The organism is Candidatus Williamhamiltonella defendens (assembly GCF_900699045.1).
In the GTDB taxonomy this organism is placed as follows: domain Bacteria; phylum Pseudomonadota; class Gammaproteobacteria; order Enterobacterales; family Enterobacteriaceae; genus Hamiltonella; species Hamiltonella defensa_A.
This window is the reverse complement of sequence record NZ_CAADHL010000001.1, coordinates 516,743-541,006: the sequence shown is the minus strand read 5'-3', so window position 1 is coordinate 541,006 and position 24,264 is coordinate 516,743. Positions and strand designations below refer to the sequence as shown.

The window sequence follows — 24,264 nt, the reverse complement described above, 5'->3', positions numbered from 1 at the left end:
ATATGTTCGATTCATTATATTAATGAATGAGTTACAATGGAAGGCAATAAAATAAAGACATTTGTAATCTTTCATAAAATAAAAAGTAAAATGTTATGATCCTAGTTAATATTGAAAAATAAACGAAGGGGGAAAATAGCATGATTATTATCACAGGTGGTGCAGGGTTTATCGGGAGCAATATTGTTCACGCACTCAATAAAATAGGGTATCAGGATATCCTTGTTGTGGATAATCTCGAAAATGGTGCTAAATTTGTTAATTTGGTTGATTTAAAAATCGCTGATTACAGAGATAAAGATGATTTTATTGCTTCTGTAATGGCAAAAGAGGTTTTAGGAAATATTGAGGCTATTTTTCATTTAGGGGCCTGCTCATCTACGATGGAATGGGATGGCCAATTTATGATGAAAAATAACTATGAATATTCAAAAACATTGTTGCATTTTTGTTTAAAAGCCTGCATTCCTTTTGTATATGCCTCTTCCGCGGCGGTTTACGGTGTAAGAACAGATTGTTTTATAGAAGAGCCTCAATATGAAAAACCTTTAAATATCTATGGCTATTCTAAATTTTTATTTGATCAATATGTGCGAAAAATATGCCTTAAAGCTAGAGCACCGATCTGTGGGCTTCGTTATTTTAATGTGTATGGCCCTCGTGAAACTCATAAAGGCAGTATGGCGAGTGTCGTTTTTAATCTAAATAAACAAATAAAAGCCGGCGAACCGCCTCAATTATTTTTGGGTAGTGAACAATTTAAACGCGATTTTATTTTTGTTGATGACGTCGCACAGATAAACCTATGGTGTTGGCAAAATCAGATTTCTGGTATTTTTAATTGCGGTACAGGACATGCGGCATCATTTCAAACTTTAGCAGATACCGTATCAGCCTATCATAATAGCAAACCTGTGCAATATGTAGATTTTCCAGAAAACCTAAAAGGTTGCTATCAAACTTTTACACAGGCAAACATCACAAAATTACGCACCATAGGTTACGACAAACCTTTTAAAGCCCTTGATGAAGGGGTAACCCATTATCTTTATTGGTTAAATCATCAATAAACTGCTTTTAAGGGAGGTATCAGCATCTCGATGAAAAAAATAAATCCTACTCAGACATCTGCTTGGGCTGCTTTAAAGCAGCACTTTAAAGAAATAGCGCCCCTTCATATTCGACATCTGTTTCATGCCGATCCTAAACGTTCTGAAAACTTTTCTCTCACTTTTAACGATCTCATACGGGTGGATTTTTCTAAAAATCGGCTGACTGCCCAGACAATTGAAAATCTTCAAGCTTTAGCGCACGAAACAGACTTAGCCCTTGCGATTTGCGCGATGTTTGCTGGGGAAAAAATCAATGAAACGGAAGAAAGACCAGTGCTACATATCGCTCTGCGTAACCGCGGGAATCAGCCAATTTTGGTTGACGGTCAAGATGTAATGCCTTTGGTTAATGCCGTGCTAGAAAAAATGAAGCGGTTTTGTCATCAAGTGATTAAAGGTGATTGGAAGGGTTATAGCGGTCAAACCATTACAGATGTCGTGAATATTGGGATCGGCGGATCAGATTTAGGCCCTTATATGGCTACAGAAGCATTAAAACCCTATAAAAATCATTTGAAGATGTATTTTGTTTCCAATGTGGATGGCACAGATATCGTTGAAACATTAAAAGTGCTTAACCCTGATAGAACGCTCTTTATCGTAGCTTCAAAAACCTTCACCACTCAAGAAACCATGACGAACGCCCAGACTGCTCGTGCTTGGTTTTTAAAAACAGCGGGTGATGCAGCCCATGTGGCGCGACATTTTTTGGCCTTGTCCACCAATCTTAAAGAAGTGAGTGATTTTGGTATCGATCCTGAAAATAGTTTTGAGTTTTGGGACTGGGTAGGAGGGCGCTATTCTCTTTGGTCGGCGATTGGCGTACCTATTGCTCTGTCTATTGGTTTTGATAATTTTGAAAAACTACTAGAAGGTGCTTATGAGATGGATCAGCATTTTTTGAAAACGGATTTCACTCACAATATTCCTGTGATATTAGCGCTAATTGGCATTTGGTATAGCCATTTTTTTGGCGCTGAAACTGAAGCGGTTCTACCCTATGATCAGTATTTGCATCGGTTTCCTGCCTATCTTCAGCAAGCCAGTATGGAATCGAATGGAAAATGGGTGGATCGTAATGGAAAACCAGTGGACTATCAAACAGGGTCGATTCTTTGGGGAGAGCCGGGTACCAATGGTCAACACGCGTTTTATCAACTTATTCATCAGGGCACAAAGATTATTCCCTGTGATTTTATTGCGCCTGTCATCAGCCATAATGCAATAGGCGATCATCATTATAAATTATTAGCAAATTTTTTTGCTCAAACGCAAGCGCTGGCATTCGGTAAAACAGAGCAAGAAGTTCAGGAGGAATTAATAGCTGAAGGGGTTTGTTCAAGAAAAGCGACATATTTAGCACCTTTTAAAGCGTTTTCTGGTAATCGCCCGACGAACTCTATTTTATTAAAACAAATCACGCCTTTGAGTTTAGGTGCTTTAATTGCGTTATATGAACACAAAATTTTTACGCAGGGTGTGATTTTAAATATTTTTTCTTTTGATCAATGGGGTGTAGAGCTGGGTAAAAAATTAGCTTCTAGAATTTTATCTGAGCTAGAGGGGCCTGAAAAAGTGTCTTGCCATGACGGTTCAACGAATTCTTTAATTAATTGTTTTAAAAAATGGCATTAAATGTGACACCTTTTGCAAACCCACTGCGCGGACTATGACTGAATTATGCGTTAGCTGGCATCTTAAATGACAACCCTTATTACGCTTTTGAAAAAGTCTATTTCATTAACGTATTTAATTTAAGTGAGCCATTACCTATATGAAAAATTTATTTGCTATCAAAACAACCTTAAGTTCAAGATCCTTGTTATTTCCGCTCTCGTTAGTCTTATTCGAATTTGCCACTTATATTGCCAACGATATGATCCAACCTGGAATGTTAATGGTCGTCGCTGATTTTAAAGTCGGGGTCGAGTGGGTGCCCACTTCTATGACAGCTTATTTGGCAGGCGCTGTATTATTTCAATTATTAATAGGCCCTTTATCAGACCACTGGGGAAGGCGCCCTGTTATGTTATTTGGAATCGGATTTTTTGTGGTCACCTGTTTAGCCATTTTATGGGCAAGCAATATCGAGCAATTTATTGTCATGCGGTTTTTACAAGGCATTGGATTGTGTTTTATCGGTGCGGTAGGCTATGCTACTATTCAAGAAGCATTTGAAGAAAGTATGTGCGTCAAAATCATTGCACTAATGGCGAATGTCGCTTTAGTTGCGCCTTTACTTGGCCCTTTGGCAGGAGCGGCTTTAATTCACGTAGCGCCTTGGGAAGTGATGTTTGTCTTTTTTGCTATATTAGGTACGATATCTTTTGTTGGTTTATGGCGAGCTATGCCAGAAACCGCGACTTTAAAGGGAGAAAAATTGTCCTTTGCAGTGTTTAAAGCCGATTACAAAAACGTGTTCTCTAATACTCGTTTTCTCTGTGGTGCCTTCGGATTAGGCTTTGCAAGCCTGCCTTTACTTACCTGGATAGCTCAGTCTCCTGTGATGTTAATTACGGCAGAAAAACTGTCTATTTTCGATTATGGTTTATTGCAAATCCCTATTTTTGCTGCCTTGATTTCCGGTAACATTACCCTCGCAAGTTTAACCTCTAAAAAAAAACTACCACAATTAATTCAATTAGGCGCAGGGCCAATAATCATGGGTTTACTTTTAGCGGCGGCGTTTACTTTATATTCCTCTTACGCCTACTTGTGGATGGTTACTGGCTTAAGTATTTATGCTTTTGGTCTCGGTTTAGGTAATGCTGCTTTAATGCGTTTAACCTTGTTTTCTAGCAAGGTCAGCAAAGGGGCGGTATCTGCGGTGGTTGGTATGATCAATATGCTGATGTTTTCTATAGGAATTGAATTTGCTCAAATTCTTTATCTACGGGGAGGTGGCGGTTTTTTTAATGTATTTAATTTGCTATGTGGATTGTCTTGGTTTCTGCTAGTATGGATTTTCTTTCGTACCAAACCTGTTGAGACTCAAAAAGATATTTCCAACATTTAATATCGATATGATATCCCTAAACGTCATGCGTAAAAGCGCTTAATTTATGAAAATTCATTAACACTAAAAATCACTCTAGACCGAAGAACACTTTTATTTTTAATTTCTTTTGTCTTGTTTGAGTTATCTGTTTATATTTAGAACGATATGATCCAAGCCAGGATGTTAATGGTCAGCTTTGCAAGCTAATTTAGAGTAGGTGCTCTTATCTTGTTGCGAGAATAATATTTGAATTATTGATAAGTCCTGTATTAGATCGCCGATGGCGACAGCCTATTGGCGATTTTATGGGCTACTAACATTGAACCATTTATGTTAATGTATTTTCTGAAATGTATAGGGATGTATTTTATTGGCGATGTGGGTTATGCAATACAACGATCCAGGAAGCCTTTGAAAGAAGCCAGGTCCGTAAAATGACGGCACTGACGGCAAATGTGTGCTTAATTACGCTCTTTCTTGGGCCTTTCGTATCTTCAATTCAAGTCGCGCCTGGAAAATGATGTTTGTGTTTGTTCCTATAGTAAGAGTTTTTTCTTTGATTAGGTGATAGAAAACTATCTCAGAAACCGCGGTTTTAAAGGAAAAAAATTGTTCTTTGCTGTGGTGGAATTCGATTATAAAACTGTGTTTTCTAATGTTCGCTTTCTATGTGGCGCTTTAGAATGCGCTCTTGCTAATTTGCCTATACGGAGCTGGATCTCTCAATCTCCTGTTATCCTGATGAGCACATAAAAACTCTCTACTTTTGAGAGTAGTTTATTGTAGATTTTTATTTTTGGCGCCTTAATTGCAGGCAATATCACCATAGTAAGTTTAAGCGGTAAAAAGTTACCCACATTAATTCGAATGGCAGCTGCACCCATTATGGCTGGGTTATTCATCTCTTTTATCTCGACAGTTTATTTTTTTCACGCCTATCTATAAATGGTACCGGTTTAAGTCTGTATGCTTTTGTGTTGATTGATGCAACAAGGAAAGGTTTTTGCGGTGATTACCATGATCGATATACTGATGTTTTTTCTTGGGATAGAATTGTCTCAAATTCTTTCTTTTTGGAAATATATAGGTCTTTTTAATTTCATATCTGGATTGTATTAGTTAATATCGGAGAACTCATCATGAGTTATTTATTACCCTCTTTACCTTACGCGTATGATGCGCTTGAACCGCATTTTGATGCAAAAACAATGGAGATTCACCATACTAAACATCATCAAGCGTATGTAACCAATGCCAATAGTGTTTTATCAAGCTATCCTGAGCTGACAGGATTGAGTGTGGAATCATTGATTCAGGATTTAAATTGCGTTCCTTCTGAAAAACGGGTTTTTATGCGTAATAATGCAGGTGGGCATGCGAATCATAGTTTTTTTTGGACAGGTTTAAAGATAGGGACGGTATTACAAGAAAAACTCAAAATAGCCATAGAAAAAGATTTTGTGAGTATTGATGCGTTCAAAACGCAGTTTGAACGGGTCGCCGCCACCCGTTTTGGTTCAGGCTGGGCTTGGTTGGTTTTAAAAAACACAGGCAAGCTAGCGGTGGTGTCCACTGCAAATCAGGATAATCCTTTAATGGGCGATACGGTTTGCGGTGCCTCAGGTATTCCGATCATTGGTTTGGATATCTGGGAACACGCCTATTATTTAAAATACCAAAACCGTCGCCCGGATTATATCAAAGCGTTTTGGCAGGTGGTCAATTGGGATGAAGCAGAAAAACGCTTTATAAAGATTTCTAAGGCATAAATATAAAAATTTTATAGGCTCTAAACCAGAAATCAATACGTTTTTGCAGCTACGGCAGATTGAGCAATTTTAATCAAATTATTCACTTTTAATGACGCACCACCCACTAATGCTCCATCGATATCTTTTTCAGCAAAAAAGACATCGGCGTTAGAGGCGTTTACGGAACCCCCATATTGAATAATCACTGTTTCGGCGATCTCATCTTTTCCTTTGGAGACATGCTGGCGAATAAAGGCATGAACTTTTTGGGCCTCAGATGCTGTGGCTGCTTTTCCTGTGCCTATTGCCCAAATAGGTTCATAAGCAATTACTGAGTTTTTAAAGGCGTCTGGCCCACATTTTGTTAATATGTCATTAAGCTGATTTGCGCAGATTGTTTTGGTCAATCCCCGTGCATTTTCAGTTTCAGATTCGCCAATACAGAGCACCGGTATCAGGCCCGTTTCTTTCAATAAGGCGAATTTTTTTGCGATCACTTCATTCGTTTCTTGATGGTAACTCCGGCGTTCGGAATGCCCAATGATGACGTATTTTGCCCCGACCTCTTTGAGCATCTGAGGAGAAAGTTCACCAGTGAAAGCGCCTTCGGTATTAAAATCGACATTTTGAGCGGTCAAAGAAATACGATCATTCTTAAGCTGTTTTTTGGCTTCATGTAAGTAAACCGCAGGTGGCGCAATCGCAATGTCACACATTTTTAACCCGTCGATTTGATCGCTTAAGCTTGTGATGAATTCAGCCAACATAGAAAGGCTGCCGTTTAATTTCCAATTTCCTATAATTAAAGAACGACGCATATTTTTCTCCATTACATAAAAATCAATGAATAAGATAAAACTCTTTCATGACTGATCAAAAATAAATAGCATAAAAATTACCAATATTGTTCACTACTCATATGCCCTGGTTTTTTTCTGAAATGTTTCCGCATTTGGCGATGTTCTTCTAAGGTTTTACAGGTATCTTTGACCATTTGTGGATTACCGCATAACATCACATGACTTCTTTTAGCTTCAATTTTTTGGTTTACTGAGGCTTCAAGCGTACCTTTTTCAATTAAATCAGGAATTCGACCCATCAATGAATGTGATGTTTTTTCTCTGCTCACCACGGTTTGGATAGATAATCGGCCTTGATAACGATTTTCTAATTTTTTCATTAAAGGCAAGTAACTCAGGTCAGACGCAAATCTGACCGCATGGACCAATATTATACGCTCAAAACGTTCTAAATCTTTCCCCTCTTGCAGTATAGACAGATAAGGCCCTATGCCAGTCCCTGTCGCAAGCATCCATAACGTTTTGCAGACTGGCACTTCTGATAAAATAAAAAAACCCTGAGCTTTTGAAGCTACTATAATATCTTCGTCAATACAGAGCCGGTGTAAAGGGATGCTGAGTTTTCCTCCAGGTACAGCAACCAAATAAATTTCTATCCGATGATCAGTTGGCGCATTCACGTAAGAGTAGGCTCTTTGAACTCGTGTTCCATTGATCTCTAATGCTAATTTCGTATACTGACCTGCAATAAAGGGATCAATGGGCGCCGCAATTTGAATGCTAAATAAACTGTCCGTCCAAGGTTTGATATCTATAATTTTACCATTAACCCATTGAGCCATTATTTTCCCTACTAGTATTAATAATTGTTTGTATATATGAAAAAAGAATGACTATGACTGATGAGCTTACACAACGCCTTGAAATATTAGAAAGTTGTTTATCTTTTCAAGAAGTTGCTATTGAAGATCTCAACAAGGCGATGGTGGAACATAAAATTAAAATTATTCACTTACAAGAAACAATTAGGGTACTCAACGCAAAACTGACATTGGCTCTTTTATCTCATCTGGCACCCTTATCCGAAGAAGACCCACCGCCTCATTATTGAATGAGGTTTTATTTTGTTCGATTCGCGCGTTTACGATCATTTTCAGTGAGATAACGTTTACGGATGCGAATCGATTGGGGAGTAATTTCAACTAACTCATCATCATCAATAAACTCTAGGGCTTGTTCTAGAGACATTTTGATAGGGGGAACTAAAGTGGTCGCTTCATCTGTTCCTGAAGCCCGCATATTGGTTAATTTTTTACCCGCCAAACAATTGACAGTGAGATCGTTTGAACGGGTGTGAATGCCAATGATTTGCCCTTCATACACTTCAGCCCCGTGGCCCAAAAATAATTTTCCACGATTTTGCAAACTGAATAACGCGAAAGCGACTGCTTTACCTTGTCCATTCGAAATCAGTACACCGTTTTGACGCTGACCAATGTCACCAGAACGCACGAGATCGTAATGGCTAAATGTAGAATACAGTAAACCCGTCCCTGAGGTCAGGGACATAAACTCTGTTCGAAAGCCAATTAAGCCCCGGCTCGGAATGAGGTAATCCAGACGAATTCGGCCTTTTCCATCAGGGATCATATCTTTAACATCCCCTTTGCGTTCCCCCATCGCCTGCATCACAGAACCTTGATGTTGTTCTTCAATATCGAGAGTAACGTTTTCGAAAGGTTCTTGATCTTGGTCATTCACTTTTCGATTAATGACTTTAGGACGAGAAACTGCAAATTCAAATCCTTCTCGGCGCATGTTTTCAATTAACACAGATAAATGTAGCTCGCCTCGCCCTGAAACGCGGAAGGCATCGGAATCTTCCGTTTCTTCAACACGTAAAGCTACGTTATGGATTAATTCTTTTTTAAGACGCTCAAGAATTTGACGAGAAGTGACATATGTGCCTTCTTTACCACAGAAAGGGGAGGTGTTGACACAGAAATGCATGCTCACTGTAGGTTCATCCACAGAAAGCGCAGGTAGAGCCTCAATGTGATTGATGTCACATAGGGTGTCTGAAATATTGAGCTCACCCAAACCGGTAATCGCGATGATATCGCCTGCTTCTGTTAGTGAAATTTCAATCCGCTCTAATCCCATGTGGCTAAATACTTTACTGACTTTCGCATTTCGCGTTTTATTATTGCTGTCGATGATCACAATCGATTGATTGGGTTTTACTGTACCCCGTTTAATACGACCAATTCCGATGACGCCCACATAATTATTGTAGTCTAATTGAGAAATTTGCATTTGAAATGGGCCATCGAGCGCCACTTCTGGTGCCGGCACATGATCGATAATCCCTTGATATAACGGGGTCATATCTTTGGCCATATTATTGTAATCGGTTCCTGCTGTACCCAATAATGCAGAGGTATAAATAACGGGGAAATCAAGCTGTTCATCTGTCGCATTTAGATTAACAAAAAGGTCAAAAACCTGATCGACCACCCAATCAGGACGAGCACTAGGACGATCAATTTTATTAATCACGACAATTGGCTGTAAGCCATGAGTGAAAGCTTTTTTAGTAACAAATCGGGTTTGAGGCATTGGTCCATCTTGGGCATCAACGACTAACAGAACAGAATCCACCATGGAAAGCACACGTTCTACCTCCCCCCCAAAATCCGCATGACCTGGTGTATCTACGATATTAATACGATATTCATTCCATTTTATGGCGGTATTTTTTGCGAGTATAGTAATGCCGCGTTCTTTTTCTAAATCATTAGAATCCATGATACGTTCTGTTGTTTCAGCACGTTCTCCGAAGGAGCCAGATTGTTCTAATAACTTATCAACCAAGGTTGTTTTACCATGGTCGACGTGGGCAATAATCGCTATATTGCGTAGGTTCTTTTTATTTGAAGACATGTAAAATAGATTACCTTTATATGAGATTTAAATCTGTACTAAAAGATAGCGATTAATGCAATCTTATGATGGCTTTGATATCCTCCACGCCTTCATTAACGAAGATTTTGCGCGTTCAGATAGAAAATATGAGGCGTTTTTACGCTACTGAAAGACAGCGATTATGCCCCCTCACACGCTATTATCTGAATAATTTTAACACAATCAAGAAAGAAAACCGCGTCTTATCTTTCTTGTCTGGCAGGATTTTGCCACGAATCAGATCAAACAAGAGCTTACTATGATTAAATTTAATGATCATCTTTCTGATTTTCTTACCTAGAGCAGTTAATGAAAACATAAGAATCTCCTTCAGAGTTTACTTATCCTTTCTACTCACACAAGGAGGAGAGATCAGCTCAACCTGTAAGGCCTCTTCCCATTCTTTTAGTGTATAAAGATGTAATGCAAGAGCATGGACACCACTATGATTAAATTCTTCCTCTAATATATCGTAAACCATACGATGCCGCTCTAATGCTTTGAGCCCAGAAAATTGATTGCTGACCATCAGAATTTTGAAATGACTCTCAGAACCCACCGGCGCACGATGGAGATGACTTTCATTAATAACATCGAGATAAACTGGCTTAAATTCCTTATCAAGTTTTTGTTTAATGTGATCTTGAATCATTCTAAATACCTACTGAAAGCGCTCATCATATTTTTAATTCATTCTGTTAATTCGTAAGTCATTAAAACAAAATTAGCCTCAAAACACTGAGCAACCTCTTTTTTATTAATGTGTGAGTTTTTTCACGTAATAATTCTAAAAATTTAACACGTTTTAAAGAAAGATCTTACTTTAATATCACATGAATATTTTCTTGCCATTCAAGCGCTAATTGGGGCACTTTTTTGCAAAACTTAATATAAAGGGCAATTTCATCACTATACAAATTTTGAGTCTTGCAACGAATGATGGCGCCTTCAGTTAAAGTTGATTTAAATTCCGCTTCTTCCATAAGAGCAAATCCAGAGCGGAGGTTGTCTGAATGGATCTATTCAGTCAATATGAATGTAACAGGATGTTTAAAGGTGCATGACACAACTGCTAAAGACCCAAGGCTTTGATGTAATTATGGGCATAGAGCAGAATTTATCTATTTCCTTGATAGCTGCGCGTGTCTTTGTGAGAACCCATAGGGGGATCCAGCCTACTCTGACCTTTGCTTGAGTCCAGCCAGGAATAAATGCAAAATTTGCTAATTTTTTAGCTAACTCAGATGAATCTTTTTCTAACGGAGATTGTAGCTAATATATCATTAAATTTTTAAACCAAAGCATATGATTGCCTTGAGGCAACGAGTGTATTAATGGCAGAGCAAATAAAAAGCGCGATAATAACGAACTCTACTTCAAATAGCCTGTACAATCTTTATATAAGATTTAAAATACAGTTCTTTAAAGAGAGGAAACAAGGTAAGAGGGAAAGGCCTCAAAAGGTCTGTTAAAAATAGAAAAGGTAAATTGTATGCAACAAAATAAATCAGACATATTTGAAACTGCTCATCATGAATGGAGTGGCGTAACCATGACGGCTAGAGCTGCGGCACAAATTATCAAATTAATGAAAACAAATGAAAAAATTAAAGGCTTAAAATTAAGCATCAAACCCTCTGGTTGCGCAGGTTTTTCTTATGTCATGAATATGATTGAGTCTACTACAAACGACGATCTGTTGTTTGAACAAAAAGAAGCCAAACTTTATGTGCCTTTAAAGGCTATGCCTTTTGTTGATGGCACTGAAATGGATTACGTCAGTGAAGGATTAAATCACATGTTTAAATTTAATAATCCAAGAGCACAGCATGCTTGCGGGTGTGGTGAGAGTTTTGGTGTTTAAATTCTGTAGATGCGATGACGTATGTAATTGATGCGATATAAAAAGATGATGGATAAAAAGAAAATAGATACTAAAGAGGCGCCGCCTATTTGGGACAATAAGAGTCGATATAAAGAAGGTTTTTTTACTCAGCTAAAAACAGACGAGCTGGAAAAGGGGTTGAATGAGGATGTGATCCGAGCGATTGCGGCCAAACGTCGCGAACCACAGTGGATGTTGGATTTTAGATTAGATGCTTATGATGGATGGCTGAAAATGTCTGAACCTCATTGGCTTAAAGGAGATTATGATCCTCTTGATTATCAGGATTACAGTTATTATTCTGCGCCATCGTGTCCGGGCTGTGATGATGCTGAATCTCATTCTCATTCACCCTTTTCAACGAATCACCCTAGCCATATTGGCAAAAATGCTTATCTTACTTCAGAAGTAGAATCTGCTTTTGCTCAATTAGGCGTTCCAGTAAGAGAAGGAGCAGAAGTGGCGGTCGATGCCATTTTTGATTCTGTCTCTGTCGCGACGACCTATCGTGAAAAGCTCGCGAAACAAGGTATTATTTTTTGCTCTTTAGGTGAAGCGATTCAAGAATATCCTCAATTGGTTCGTCAATATCTGGGGTCGGTGGTGCCGGCAAAAGACAATTTTTTTGCCGCATTAAACGCCGCTGTTGCATCAGATGGCACTTTTGTATATGTGCCGAAAGGCGTACGTTGTTCCATGGAATTATCGACTTATTTTCGGATTAATGCGGCTAAAACAGGTCAGTTTGAACGGACCATTATTATTGCCGATGAAGACAGCTATGTGAGCTATATTGAAGGATGTTCCGCACCTGTAAGAGAGATATACCAATTACATGCTGCAGTGGTAGAAGTTATTTTGCATAAAAATGCCGAGGTCAAATATTCTACCGTGCAAAATTGGTTTGCAGGCTCAGAAACGACAGGAGGTATTTTAAATTTCGTGACAAAAAGAGCTCTTTGTAAAGGAGCGGGTTCAAAAATGTCTTGGACCCAATCAGAAACAGGGTCAGCGATTACTTGGAAATATCCCAGTGTGATTTTGCAAGGAGATCATTCTATTGGAGAGTTTTTTTCGGTGGCGTTAACTAATAACAAACAACAGGCTGATACAGGCACTAAAATGATCCACATTGGGAAAAACACAAAATCAACTATTATTTCCAAAGGGATTTCTGCAGGGTACAGTCAAAACACGTATCGTGGCCTGGTCAAAATATTACCAGGCGCACATAATGCCCGTAATTTTACTCAATGTGATTCTATGCTGATAGGATCTAATTCAGCAGCCAATACTTTCCCCTACGTAGACGTTAAAAACAACTCAGCTCAATTAGAACATGAAGCGACCACCTCCAAGATTGGTGACGATCAATTGTTTTATTGCCTACAAAGAGGGATCTCACAAGACGATGCGATTTCTATGATGGTCAATGGGTTTTGCAAAGATGTGTTTTCAGAATTACCGTTGGAATTTTCCGTAGAAGCACAAAAATTGTTGGCTATTAACTTAGAACATAGCGTGGGTTAAATTTTTATCGAGAGATTTTTAAATCACCTTAACGCAGAGTGTTAATCCTACCGTAGATTTTGTAATAAGTCTAATATGGTTCCTGTTACAAAGGAAAAGATATGTTAAGTATCAAGAATCTCAACGTCAGTGTGGAAGAAACACCTATTCTCAAAGGTCTTGATTTAACTATCAAATCAGGGGAAGTCCACGCTATCATGGGTCCGAATGGATCAGGCAAAAGCACATTGTCTTCCACTTTAGCAGGAAGAGAAGAGTATCAAGTGACTCAAGGTGAGATATTGTTTAAAGGCAAGAATTTATTGAAATTAGATCCCTCTGAACGCGCGGGCGAAGGAGTGTTTCTTGCTTTTCAATATCCAGTCGAAATTCCTGGTGTGAGTAATCGATTTTTTTTACAAACCGCAGTGAACGCAGTAAGAAAATATCGGCAACAGGCACCTTTAGATCGTTTTGATTTTACAGATTTTATTGAAGAAAAAATGGCATTACTAAAAATGCCAGCAGATTTATTAACTCGTTCTGTGAATGTGGGATTCTCTGGTGGTGAAAAAAAACGCAATGATATTTTACAAATGGCGGCATTAGAGCCAGCGCTTTGTATTTTGGATGAAACGGACTCTGGATTGGATATTGATGCCTTAAAAATTGTGGCTCAAGGAGTAAATTCACTGCGTAGTGAAAAACGTGCGTTTATTATTGTGACGCACTATCAGCGCATTCTGGAATATATCAAGCCTGATTTCGTTCACGTACTATATGCAGGGCATATGATTAAGTCTGATGATTTCACCTTGGTAAAAGAATTGGAGGAACGAGGTTATGGCTGGCTTACCGACTAGGGTGAAGAGGGAACTGGTAGAAAAATCGGATATGTCCAAAAATCCGTTTTCCCAATTATTTGAGCAAAAAAAAACGGCACCTTCACATCATAAAGAAGCTCATTGGCAGGCATTATTAAAACTCGGGTTTCCTCATGCTACACACGAAGATTGGAGATATACCTCTCTGAGTCGCCTACTAGATCACATCTTTACCTTAGAAAAAAAATCGACGGTTACTCCTGAAAAATGTAGCGATTTGGCACTTTTTATGATGGGGCAATCTTATAAATTGGTTTTTATTGATGGTCATTTTATCACTTCTCTAAGTGAGATAGATGAGCTCCCATATGAACTCTTAAAAATAAAACAGGCCTTCCCTGCTCCTATTAAGCCTGAATTTTTTTTACATCTCACAGAAAGTTTGTCAGTAGAAAACCTCGTGATTCGTTTAGCAGCGGGTCAAAAAAGCAAAAAACCGCTTTATTTATTGCATATTAGTTCTGGTCAAGAGACAAGCCAATTAAAGATGGCACATTATCGTCATCATCTTTTACTGGAGCCCGGATCAGAGGCAGAAGTGGTTGAACATTTTGTGAGTTTAAATACTCAGAGACACTTTACAGGGGCTCGTTTGACGGCCTCAATAGGAGAAGAGGCGAGACTGCATCATTATAAACTCGCGTTTGAAAACAATCAAAGTGATCATTTTGCTCATAATGACTTTGTATTGGCTTCTCGCGCGAGCGTGCAGAGTGCCCACTTTTTGTTAGGTGCTGCCCTCACTCGTCATCATACTAGTGTTCAGCTTAATGGAGAGGGTGCTAGTGCCTCCATTAACAGCTTGCTTCTCCCGAAGGAGATGGAATTATGCGATAGCCGAACTCATGTTGAGCATAATCAGATAGGCTGCCAAAGCAGACAGTTACACAAAACCATGGTATCAAAGCAGAGTACAGCGGTTTTTAATGGCATGATTCAGGTGGCACCTAAAGCGATACAAACCGATGCGCATATGATCAACAACAATCTGTTACTTCATGTATCTGCTCAAGTCAATACAAGGCCTCAACTTAAAATTAATGCAGATGATGTCAAATGTAGTCATGGGGCTACCGTGGGTTGTATCGATAATCAGCAAATGTTTTATTTACAATCTAGGGGGATCACTCATTCTCAGGCACGACAAATGATCTTATTTGCTTTTGCATCTGAACTGACAGAAGAGATCAAACTTGACCTAGTGCGTGAATCGGTTTTATCACGGTTTGCAGAGCGTTTATCAGAGGAGTTGTCATGAATTTTTTCGAATCTTCTCTGACTATTTTTCCTTGTTTTTCTATTAAAAAAGTGCGCAAAGATTTTCCTATATTAGCTGAAAAAATTCATGAAAAACCTCTCATTTATCTTGACAGCGCATCAAGCGCTCAAAAACCACAATCGGTTATCGATAGCGAATTGAAGTTTTATTCTAAAAGGTATGCTGCGGTGCACAGAGGGGTGCACACTCTAAGTGCTCAGGCAACGCAAGATATGGAGAAAATTCGGGTGAAAGTCGCTGATTTTATTCACGCCCAATCTCCAAAAGAAATTGTGTTTGTCAAAGGCACTACAGAAGCCATCAATCTGGTCGCAAACAGTTATGGTCGGCATTTTTTTCACCAAGGCGAGAATATCATCCTCACTGAGATGGAACATCATGCCAATATTGTCCCTTGGCAGATGCTGGCACGAGAGCGAGGTCTCAAGATAAAAGTATGGAAATTAACCTATGATGGCGAACTGGATATCGATCAATTATCAGAATTAATAGACAACAAAACCCGTTTATTGGCTATCACACAGGTTTCTAATGTATTAGGGACCGTCAACCCCATCAAAAAAATTGTGTCGAGGGCTAAAGAAAGTGGACTATTAGTTCTCGTAGATGGTGCACAGGCGGTGATGCATCAATCTGTGAACGTACAGGATCTTAATTGTGATTTTTATGCATTTTCAGGGCATAAATTATATGGGCCTTCTGGAATAGGCGTTTTATATGCAAAAAAAGCGCTATTGGATGTGATGCCCCCTTGGGAAGGGGGAGGATCTATGATCGAAAAAGTCAGTTTGACAGAAGATACGACCTTCACAAACTCCCCTTGGCGTTTTGAAGCAGGTTCCCCAAATACGGCGGGCATCATTGGCTTGGGAGCCGCGATTGAATATGTGACCCATTTAGGATTAACAGAAATTGCAAAATACGAAAAATCCTTGATGAAATACAGCCTAGCTGCATTATCGACATGTAAAACAGTGAAACTATACGGCTCTCAAAAAACACGAACAGGAGTGATAGCTTTTAATCTAGGAAAACATCACGCTTATGATGTTGGGTGTTTTTTAGATCAATATGGGATTGCTATCCGAACAGGACATCATTGCGCGATGCCTTTGATGTCGTTTTATCAAGTGCCTAGTATGTGTCGTATTTCGTTAGCGATGTACAATACTCTGGAAGAAATTATTTTTTTTATCGAAAAATTACAGCATATTGAAAATATGCTCAGCAGCTGAGTAATCGCTTTTTTAATCCGTAGGAAAGATTGTGATGGATATTTTCCCCAATCAACAAAAATTGATTAAAAATTTTTCTCGTTGCCAAAACTGGGAAGAAAAGTATCTTTATATGATGGAGTTAGGTGCGATGCTAACACCTTTAACCGAAGAGCAGCGCCAACCCAAAAATTTAATCACAGGTTGTCAAAGTCAAGTTTGGATTGTGATGCAACAAGACAGTGAGGGTAAGGTTTTATTTTTTGGGGATAGCGATGCTGCTATTGTGAAAGGTTTGATCGCAATGGTGTTTATTTTATGTCACAACATGTCTCTAGATGAGATGATCAAATTAGATGCGCATTCTTTTTTTACTGATCTTGCGTTGACTCAGCATTTAACCCCTTCACGTTCTGAAGGATTATCCGCCATGGTGGAAGCCATTCGAGCAAAAGCAGCTCTGATAAGCACGATCAGAGTTTAGTCTCCGATGATTTTTATATTAAAAAATCAAGAGACATCATCATACTCAGCGAGATGATGATAACGATTGAAAAAATAAAAATGATTTTTGCCCATTGACTGTCATTGCTGGCTTTATAACCCTTGAATGCCATGATAAGCCACATGCTGTTTAGGGAGATGGAGGTCAGCATAAATAAATAGCCTGTATAACCCATTAATGTCAGCATGAGGGTAGCTATCATAAAGGCAAAAATATAGAAAATGATATGATTTTTTGTAATAAAAATTCCCTTCACAATGGGTAATATAGGAATATTGGCCGCCTGATAATCCTTAAAACGAAAGATACCTATCGCGTAAGAATGCGGCATTTGCCATAAAGAAAAGAGCAATAGCAAGATAAAAGACCCCATATCAAATTGGCCCGTCACAGTACAATAACCGATGACAGGAGGCGCTGCGCCCGATAAACTGCCTATCAGAGTGCCATAAACGCTATGCCGCTTCATGTAAAGACTATAAACAAACACATAGATTACAAAGCCTATCGCGGCCAATAACACTGTTAACCTATTAGTGGTCATGTAAAGTAAAAAAAAACCTAATAAACCGAGCACTGATGCATAAATCAGACTTATTTCAGGAGACATCAGCCCTTTCACTAAAACGCGATTTTTGGTTCTCTCCATAATTTTATCGATGTCACGATCAATATAATTATTGAAGACACAACCAGAGGCAATGACACAGGAAACCCCAAAAAGACTGCCTAAAAAAAGAGGCCAATTGATGGCCCATTTTGCCGCGACAAAAAATCCCCCAATGAAAGAAATGAGATTCCCAAAAATAATGCCTGGCTTAGTGATGTTAATATATGGCTTTATCATTAAATCAAGCTCTTTATTGGATCATCATGTTTATATTAAGGTGATGCATAATCCATAGTGACCCAACGAGGATAATAGCGATAATAATAACAGTAAATATAAAGGCGACAAGATTCCAACGTTCTTCTGAAGCGCCATTTATGTGCAAAAAATAAACTAGATGTACAATAATTTGTATTACTGCCGTTGCAATCACTGTGGTTAATATAACGGTACGAGAAGCAGACTGATTAATCACCATCATAAACGGAATCACAGTCAACATAACTGATAAAATAAAACCGACAACATATAATTTTAGACCATCCTGATGGGCCACTCTACTATCCGCAGAAAGATGATCAATCGTTTTTTCAAGTTTCTCTATTGCATGAGCGTGATTTTGATTAGGAATATTTTTAAAATGATTCATTTACATAGCTCCTAATAGATATACGATCGTAAATACACAAATCCAGATTACATCTAAAAAATGCCAGAAAAGGCTCAGACACATTAATCGAGTCTGATTTATCGAATTTAAACCTCGTTGTGAGATCTGAACTATCATCACGATAATCCAGATCAACCCTAAAGCCACGTGAAGACCGTGTGTTCCTACTAATGCAAAGAAACTGGATAAAAAAGCACTGCGATCAGGGCCAGACCCTTCCCTTATTAACTCATGAAATTCAAAAATTTCCATGCTCACAAAACTGAGTCCCAATAAAAAGGTTAATGACAACCAAATATTGACTGGTTTTTTCTGACCCTGATTCATAGCCAATATGGCAAAACCGTAAGTCATACTACTGAATAATAAAAGGAAAGTTTCGACTAAAACAAATGGTAAATTAAAAATATCTTTTCCCTCCGGCCCGACCGCGGTGCTATTGACCAGTACGGCATAGGTAGCAAACAGGGCAGAAAATAAGATACAATCACTCATTAAATAGATCCAAAATCCAAAGATTTTTGTAGATCCAGTTTCATGATGTTTATCGTGCTTGTGAACGCTGATAGGTTTTTGGGTGACGTTGTTGGTAATAAGAGATTTAGTTGACATGATTGAACCCCGTTTTGCTCAGATGTACATAATGTTCGTTATCAATGCCTTCCATGTCTGAAACGGGCACGTAATAATCTGCATCTTGGTCGAAACTTTTTGCGATCCAAGTGGCGGTCATCCCTCCTATTACCACCACTATTGCCAGCCACCAGATATACCAAATCATGGCAAAACCAAAAATAACACTAAAATCGGCAATAATGATCCCCGCTGGACTATTTTTAGGCATATGTATTTCTGCATATTGTTCTGGACGTTGATAAGCTTCTCCCTTCTCTTTCATATGAAAACATGCATCACGACTTTGGATTTCTGGCACCACTAAAAAATTGTAAAAAGCCGCAGGCAAGGAGGTTGCCCAGTTCAGGGTACGCCTTCTCCACTGATCCCCTGTTAAATCCCGATTTTTTTCACGATCACGGATACTGATAATAATTTGGATCAACTGGCAGAGCATACCAAAGACAATCAGAACAGCACCTCCTGCTTCTACCATCAACAGAGGATGAAATTGTGGATTAATATTTTGGCCCAGACGACGTGTCATCCCCATCAAGCCAAACACGTATAGGGGTATAAAGACGACTAAGAAACAGATTAGCCACAACCAAAATCCCCTAATTCCCCATTTTGCATTTAAGGTACATCCAAACGCTTTCAGAAACCAATACGTGAGGCCGGCAAAACAACAAAATACCACACCTACAATAATCACATTATGCAAGTGTGCAATCAAAAAGAGGCTATTTTGCAAAACAAAATTCGCGGCTGACATCGCCAGTAATACCCCAGTAATGCCCCCCACAGAAAAAGTGACGACAAAACTCGGTGTCCATAATATCGCTGAGTTAAAATGAATATGGCCTTGGTATATATTAAACAGCCAATTGAAAATTTTCACCCTGGTAGGGATAGAAATAATCATGGTCGTAATCCCGAAGAAGGCGTTGACATTCGCCCTAGAGTAGAGCTCATGGTAAAAAAATGGTGGAGATAAACAATAAAGGCTAAAAAAGTAATGGCAATGGTTGCCCGCACTAAGGAGCTATACCCGAATAACAGTTTCCTTGAAAAGGTGGCCGTGACTTCAGAAAAGACACTAAACACAGGTAGAACCAGGATATAGACCTCGGGGTGACCCCGAGCCCATATTAAATTGATGGATAGCATCATATTGCTGCCTATATCTTTCGTCAAAAAATGGGTGCCCATGTAACGATCTAGTGTCAGTAAGGCAATGGTGACGGTCAAAATAGGGCAGGCAATAATAATCAAGATATTTAAGCAAAATTAAGTCCAGGTAAAGACAGGCATTTTTATTAGGAAAATCCCAGAGCCGCGCATTTTTAATATGGCGATGAAAAGATTAATCCCGGCAAATAGAGTGCTAAATTCTGAAATCTGTAAGCTCAACATCCAATAATCTAACTCTACGTCAGGGCTATATTCTTTACTAAATAACGGTGGATGAGCCCACCAAGCTGTTTGGATAAATTCGCCTACACCTAAATACATATTAATTAAAACGACGCCCGCGATAAACTGCCAAAAAGTCAGGGAATTGAAAAAGTGAAATCCATATCTCTAGCACTAATCTATAATGGCATTACCAAATTCATTCAGCCCATCACTAAAGGTATTGCTACAAAAAATCATGATCAGACCGTGCTCCGTAAAAATATGAGCATAATAATGGTCTGGCAAAAAACCGGGTTTTCCAGTGGAAGAAAGTGCCTGTTGGATAGGTATCAGAATGGTATCGGTGAATCCACGTAACAACATGAGCATGGTGACGATAATATACATAGGGATCGCCTCAACGGTGAGTGTTCCAAGCATTTTTTATTCCTCCACTATAGAGTGCAGAGCCTGATGTGTTTGATGCATGTCGATATTCTGATGCATATTCATATCGCCCATAAATTTTTTAATGATGTCCTGGAAAAGAAAAGGTTTTACAACAGAAAAGTAGGTCATAGGATGATGGTCACTAGGCTGAGCCAATCGATTGAAATCATGAAACGTATTTAAAGTATGAGGGGATTTCTTGACTTCTGACACCCAGTGTTGAAAATCTGATTCATCTTTTGTGGCGATGGCCGTAAATTTCATCCCCGAAAATCCTCGGCCACTATAGCTACTTGAGATGCCTTCATATTGACCGGGTTTGTTAGCAATTAAGTACACTTGTGCCTGCATACCAGGCATGGCATAAATTTGGCTGCCTAATTGAGGGATAAAAAAGGAATTGATTACAGAATCAGAGGTGATTTTGAAATGAATTGGCATATTCATCGGAAAGGCCAATTGATTCACTGTGGCAATCCCTTCTTTGGGATAAATGAACAACCACTTCCAATCAAGAGAAATGACTTCAATCGTCATAGGGAGCTTGTTGTTTCTAATAGGTTTATAGGGATCTAGTTCGTGAGCACTTTTCCAAGTGATACAGCCAAGAATGGCAATAATAATAATAGGGATAATCCAAACTACAGATTCAATTATGTTTGAATGAGACCAGTTTGGCGAATATGTCGCCTTTTTATTCGATTCACGGTATTTCCAAGCAAAAATGAACACCATCAAAATCACAGGAATCACAACAATTAACATCAACCCCACAGAGGTCAATATTATTTTTTTTTGTTCAATCCCTATGGCTCCTTGAGGATTCATCAAAGCAACATCGCAGCCGCTTAATATGATGGACCCAATAAAAATAGACAACAGACTCAAAAATTTTATCAATTTCTTTATTATCATTTGACAACCTCAATGACAAACGGGTTCATCAGAATTCCATCTGTGTGTATATCATAACCATTTCATCGCAATTTTAAATAATTTATTGGAATTTGCACCCAAATCAGGATTTGGGTTAGTGTTTCGTTGCACCACTCAATGAATATTTAATAACCCAACGCGTATTCCAGTACCTTTCTTTTTAATGTGCCAGCACGATCAGCCGCAAATAAAGCGAGATTACGGGCGAGCTTCATAGGCAATAAAGTGCTGCTAAAAGTATTATAAAATAGGTCTATTGTATTTTGCATAAGGAAATTATCTAACTGACGTTGATACTGATAACGCAGTAACACCTGATGGCTATACCAGCATTCTCCTTTACTACGTGCTTCATTAAGTACCTCCAACAAGGCGCTCACATCCCTGTAGCCCAAATTTACACCTTGCCCAGCTAAAGGATGAATAGTATGAGCAGAGTCTCCCAATAGCGCCAGCCCAGATTGGGTATAACTATGTGCATGATGACGTATTAAAGGAAAGGATCCTGTCGTAAAAATGCTAACTTTACCCAATTTTTTTGAAAAATCTTGATGAATATGATGATGAAGGTCAGAAAGCGACATTCTCTGTAATCGTTGTATATGCTTTGGATGATGATAGTAGACTAAAGAAGCCCAATCATCCCATAAAGGCAAAAAGGCTCTAGGGCCATCAGGAAAAAATTGCTGCCAAGTGACATCCTGCTGTGGTTGGTTTGTTTTTACTATCATTAACAGACAGAATTGGCGATATTGCCATCCAGTGCTTCCTATCCCCGACCACAGTCGCACTTTGGAATGTAACCCATCTGCGCCAATCACTAAAGGCGTTTTTAGCTTTTCTTTTGTATTTAAAGTTAACTGCCAAGTTTTCTCTATTTTTTGCATGCTTTCAAGCCGAGATGGACAAAAAATTCTCACATTAGCGTATCTCTCTATTTCTTTCCATAAAATCCACTTTAACAAGGAGTTTTCGATCATAAACCCTAATTCTGGTCGTGAGATAGAACCGGCTTCAAAAGATACATGGGCTTGTTTCCACTCCCATGTTTCCAAACGTCGATAAGGCGCGTAGCGCATGGCTATGACTCGCCCCCATACATTTAATTTTTTTAATAAATCAACAGATCGGACACTTATAGCAGATATACGCAGATCGGGTAGTCTTTCAGGATCAAAAGACTTTGGAGCAATAGGTTCTAATACAGCAACAGACCAACCATTTTTAGCTAATCCTAGTGCAACTGCAGCTCCTACCATCCCTCCACCTACTACAATAACATCGTAATGTTGTGGGTAATCCCTCATATTAGTAAAACCTTTATTAGTGTTATTCTGATCCTAATTTTTTTTCTAAGTAATGAATATTACACCCCCCTCTTTGAAAATGCTCATCATTAACGATTCGCTCTTGTAATGTAATATTTGTCTTTATTCCTTCAATAATAACTTCTGAAAGGGCATTTTTCATACGTGCAATCGCCACTTCACGAGTTTCTCCGTAAGTAATGAGCTTTCCTATCATGGAATCATAATGAGGAGGAACAGTATAACCTGCATAAATATGTGAATCCCAACGAATACCAAATCCCCCAGGAACATGAAGACGCATGATTTTTCCAGGGCTGGGTAAAAATGTGTTTGGATCTTCGGCATTAATACGACACTCGAGAGAATGGCCTTGCAGCACGATATCATTTTGTTGAAAAGAAAGCTGATGCCCTACAGCAACACGAAGCTGTTCTTTCACTAAATCAATGCCAGTGATCATTTCAGTGACTGGGTGCTCAACCTGAATACGGGTATTCATTTCAATAAAATAAAACTTTCCAGTTTCATACAGGAATTCGAAAGTGCCAGCACCGTGATAACCAATATCTTGACAGGCTTGTACACAGCGTTCACCAATTTGCCGTCTCATACTGTGAGTAATCCTAGGAGCAGGGGCCTCTTCAAGGACTTTTTGATGACGACGCTGCATCGAACAGTCACGCTCAGCTAAATAAATAGCATTGCCATGTTTATCGGCTAGAACTTGAATTTCTATATGGCGTGGGTTTTCAAGATATTTTTCCATATAAACCATGTCATTATTAAAGGCGGCTTTTGCCTCTGCACGCGTCATACTAATGGCCTGTGCCAAATTTTTATTGGTATGTACTACCCTCATACCCCGCCCACCGCCGCCTCCAGAGGCCTTAATGATCACAGGATATCCAATACGCTCTGCAAAACGACTATTTTGAATATTATCTTCTCCCAATGGGCCATCGGAGCCTGGAACACACGGCACACCTGCTTTTTTCATTACATTGATGGCAGAAACCTTATCTCCCATTAAACGAATAGTCTCGGCTTTAGGTCCTATAAAAATAAAACCTGAGCATTCTATCTGCTCTGCAAAATCTGCGTTTTCGGCTAAAAAACCATATCCAGGATGAATGGCATCAGCTCCTGTGATTTCCGCGGCAGAGATCAGCGCCGGAATATTTAAATAACTTTTAGTGGCTGGTGCTTCGCCGATACAGACACTTTCATCTGCCAAAAGAACATGCTTGAGATCACAATCAACAGTAGAATGAGCGGCCACTGTTTTAATACCTAATTCTTTACAAGCGCGTAAAATTCGTAGAGCAATCTCGCCACGATTAGCAATCACAATTTTATCAAACATAAAGGGTCTTG

The 24,264-nt window shown here is 39.0% G+C and carries 21 protein-coding genes and 2 pseudogenes; 11 read left to right on the top strand and 12 right to left on the bottom strand.

The window, feature by feature from the left end:
* Nucleotides 1–140: 140 nt before the first annotated feature.
* The 4 genes from rfaD (at nt 141) to sodA (ending at nt 5,879) form a co-directional block, all read left to right on the top strand.
* Nucleotides 141–1,070, top strand: coding sequence for an ADP-glyceromanno-heptose 6-epimerase (gene rfaD / locus CICURV3402_RS02490; protein WP_158379687.1), 930 nt, complete (start codon nt 141–143; stop codon nt 1,068–1,070).
* Between the two features lie 30 nt (nt 1,071–1,100).
* A complete protein-coding gene (pgi, locus tag CICURV3402_RS02485; protein ID WP_158379686.1) occupies nt 1,101–2,747 on the top strand; it encodes a glucose-6-phosphate isomerase in 1,647 nt (548 codons plus the stop codon).
* 139 nt (nt 2,748–2,886) lie between these two features.
* Entirely contained in the window at nt 2,887–4,128 is a 1,242-nt protein-coding gene (locus CICURV3402_RS02480; protein WP_158379685.1) for an MFS transporter, read from the top strand.
* A 1,121-nt stretch (nt 4,129–5,249) separates the two neighbouring features.
* Nucleotides 5,250–5,879, top strand: coding sequence for a superoxide dismutase [Mn] (sodA, locus tag CICURV3402_RS02475; protein ID WP_158379684.1), 630 nt, complete (start codon nt 5,250–5,252; stop codon nt 5,877–5,879).
* 32 nt (nt 5,880–5,911) lie between these two features.
* Here sodA and tpiA read toward each other — a convergent pair whose 3' ends face one another.
* Together tpiA and fpr are read right to left on the bottom strand one after the other, a co-directional pair.
* Nucleotides 5,912–6,679, bottom strand: a complete 768-nt coding sequence (gene tpiA / locus CICURV3402_RS02470; RefSeq protein WP_158379813.1) for a triose-phosphate isomerase — start codon at nt 6,677–6,679, stop codon at nt 5,912–5,914.
* Between the two features lie 77 nt (nt 6,680–6,756).
* Entirely contained in the window at nt 6,757–7,503 is a 747-nt protein-coding gene (fpr, locus tag CICURV3402_RS02465; RefSeq protein WP_158379683.1) for a ferredoxin--NADP(+) reductase, read from the bottom strand.
* 53 nt (nt 7,504–7,556) lie between these two features.
* Here fpr and CICURV3402_RS02460 point away from each other — a divergent pair, with 53 nt between their 5' ends.
* Nucleotides 7,557–7,772 (top strand): SlyX family protein, encoded by a 216-nt coding sequence (locus CICURV3402_RS02460; RefSeq protein WP_235667597.1) that lies wholly within the window; start codon nt 7,557–7,559, stop codon nt 7,770–7,772.
* A gap of 8 nt (nt 7,773–7,780) precedes the next feature.
* On the opposite strand, the gene typA is transcribed toward CICURV3402_RS02460, so the two are convergent.
* The 3 genes and pseudogenes from typA to rdgC all read right to left on the bottom strand — a co-directional run bounded on the left by typA (nt 7,781) and on the right by rdgC (nt 10,930).
* Nucleotides 7,781–9,604 (bottom strand): translational GTPase TypA, encoded by a 1,824-nt coding sequence (typA, locus tag CICURV3402_RS02455; RefSeq protein ID WP_158379681.1) that lies wholly within the window; start codon nt 9,602–9,604, stop codon nt 7,781–7,783.
* Nucleotides 9,605–9,962: 358 nt separating this feature from the next.
* Nucleotides 9,963–10,277, bottom strand: a complete 315-nt coding sequence (locus tag CICURV3402_RS02450; RefSeq protein WP_158379680.1) for a BolA/IbaG family iron-sulfur metabolism protein — start codon at nt 10,275–10,277, stop codon at nt 9,963–9,965.
* 38 nt (nt 10,278–10,315) lie between these two features.
* Nucleotides 10,316–10,930, bottom strand: a pseudogene (gene rdgC / locus CICURV3402_RS02445) (recombination-associated protein RdgC).
* 187 nt (nt 10,931–11,117) lie between these two features.
* Here rdgC and sufA point away from each other — a divergent pair.
* From sufA to sufE, 6 genes are all read left to right on the top strand, one after another.
* Nucleotides 11,118–11,489 carry a Fe-S cluster assembly scaffold SufA gene (gene sufA, locus CICURV3402_RS02440; RefSeq protein ID WP_158379679.1) on the top strand — a complete coding sequence of 124 codons (372 nt, stop codon included), beginning with the start codon at nt 11,118–11,120 and terminating at the stop codon, nt 11,487–11,489.
* A 48-nt stretch (nt 11,490–11,537) separates the two neighbouring features.
* Complete coding sequence (gene sufB, locus CICURV3402_RS02435; protein ID WP_158379812.1) at nt 11,538–13,040, top strand: Fe-S cluster assembly protein SufB; 1,503 nt, start codon at nt 11,538–11,540, stop codon at nt 13,038–13,040.
* A gap of 101 nt (nt 13,041–13,141) precedes the next feature.
* On the top strand, nt 13,142–13,882 hold the full coding sequence (gene sufC, locus CICURV3402_RS02430) for a Fe-S cluster assembly ATPase SufC (protein ID WP_158379678.1): 741 nt from the start codon (nt 13,142–13,144) through the stop codon (nt 13,880–13,882).
* Nucleotides 13,863–15,161 carry a Fe-S cluster assembly protein SufD gene (sufD, locus tag CICURV3402_RS02425; protein ID WP_158379677.1) on the top strand — a complete coding sequence of 433 codons (1,299 nt, stop codon included), beginning with the start codon at nt 13,863–13,865 and terminating at the stop codon, nt 15,159–15,161. Before sufC ends, sufD begins: the two co-directional genes overlap by 20 nt.
* Nucleotides 15,158–16,417, top strand: coding sequence for a cysteine desulfurase SufS (sufS, locus tag CICURV3402_RS02420; RefSeq protein ID WP_158379676.1), 1,260 nt, complete (start codon nt 15,158–15,160; stop codon nt 16,415–16,417). Before sufD ends, sufS begins: the two co-directional genes overlap by 4 nt.
* A 34-nt stretch (nt 16,418–16,451) precedes the next feature.
* Entirely contained in the window at nt 16,452–16,880 is a 429-nt protein-coding gene (gene sufE / locus CICURV3402_RS02415) for a cysteine desulfuration protein SufE (RefSeq protein WP_158379811.1), read from the top strand.
* Between the two features lie 13 nt (nt 16,881–16,893).
* On the opposite strand, the gene cyoE is transcribed toward sufE, so the two are convergent.
* From cyoE to accC, 7 genes and pseudogenes are all read right to left on the bottom strand, one after another.
* On the bottom strand, nt 16,894–17,748 hold the full coding sequence (gene cyoE / locus CICURV3402_RS02410; RefSeq protein ID WP_158379675.1) for a heme o synthase: 855 nt from the start codon (nt 17,746–17,748) through the stop codon (nt 16,894–16,896).
* Nucleotides 17,749–17,761: 13 nt separating this feature from the next.
* Nucleotides 17,762–18,094: a cytochrome o ubiquinol oxidase subunit IV gene (locus CICURV3402_RS02405; RefSeq protein ID WP_407079064.1), complete on the bottom strand. Its 333-nt coding sequence runs from the start codon at nt 18,092–18,094 to the stop codon at nt 17,762–17,764.
* Nucleotides 18,095–18,160: 66 nt separating this feature from the next.
* Complete coding sequence (locus CICURV3402_RS02400) at nt 18,161–18,793, bottom strand: cytochrome o ubiquinol oxidase subunit III (protein ID WP_158379673.1); 633 nt, start codon at nt 18,791–18,793, stop codon at nt 18,161–18,163.
* Nucleotides 18,783–20,602 (bottom strand): annotated as a pseudogene (locus tag CICURV3402_RS02395) (cbb3-type cytochrome c oxidase subunit I); the annotation flags it as partial. The gene CICURV3402_RS02400 and the pseudogene CICURV3402_RS02395, both read right to left, overlap by 11 nt.
* A 36-nt stretch (nt 20,603–20,638) precedes the next feature.
* Nucleotides 20,639–21,559: a ubiquinol oxidase subunit II gene (gene cyoA, locus CICURV3402_RS02390; RefSeq protein WP_158379672.1), complete on the bottom strand. Its 921-nt coding sequence runs from the start codon at nt 21,557–21,559 to the stop codon at nt 20,639–20,641.
* 146 nt (nt 21,560–21,705) lie between these two features.
* Nucleotides 21,706–22,887 carry a 3-demethoxyubiquinol 3-hydroxylase gene (ubiF, locus tag CICURV3402_RS02385; protein ID WP_158379671.1) on the bottom strand — a complete coding sequence of 394 codons (1,182 nt, stop codon included), beginning with the start codon at nt 22,885–22,887 and terminating at the stop codon, nt 21,706–21,708.
* Nucleotides 22,888–22,909: 22 nt separating this feature from the next.
* The gene (accC, locus tag CICURV3402_RS02380; protein WP_158379670.1) at nt 22,910–24,253 is read right to left on the bottom strand and encodes an acetyl-CoA carboxylase biotin carboxylase subunit; all 1,344 of its coding nucleotides are present in this window, start codon (nt 24,251–24,253) and stop codon (nt 22,910–22,912) included.
* Nucleotides 24,254–24,264: the final 11 nt, after the last annotated feature.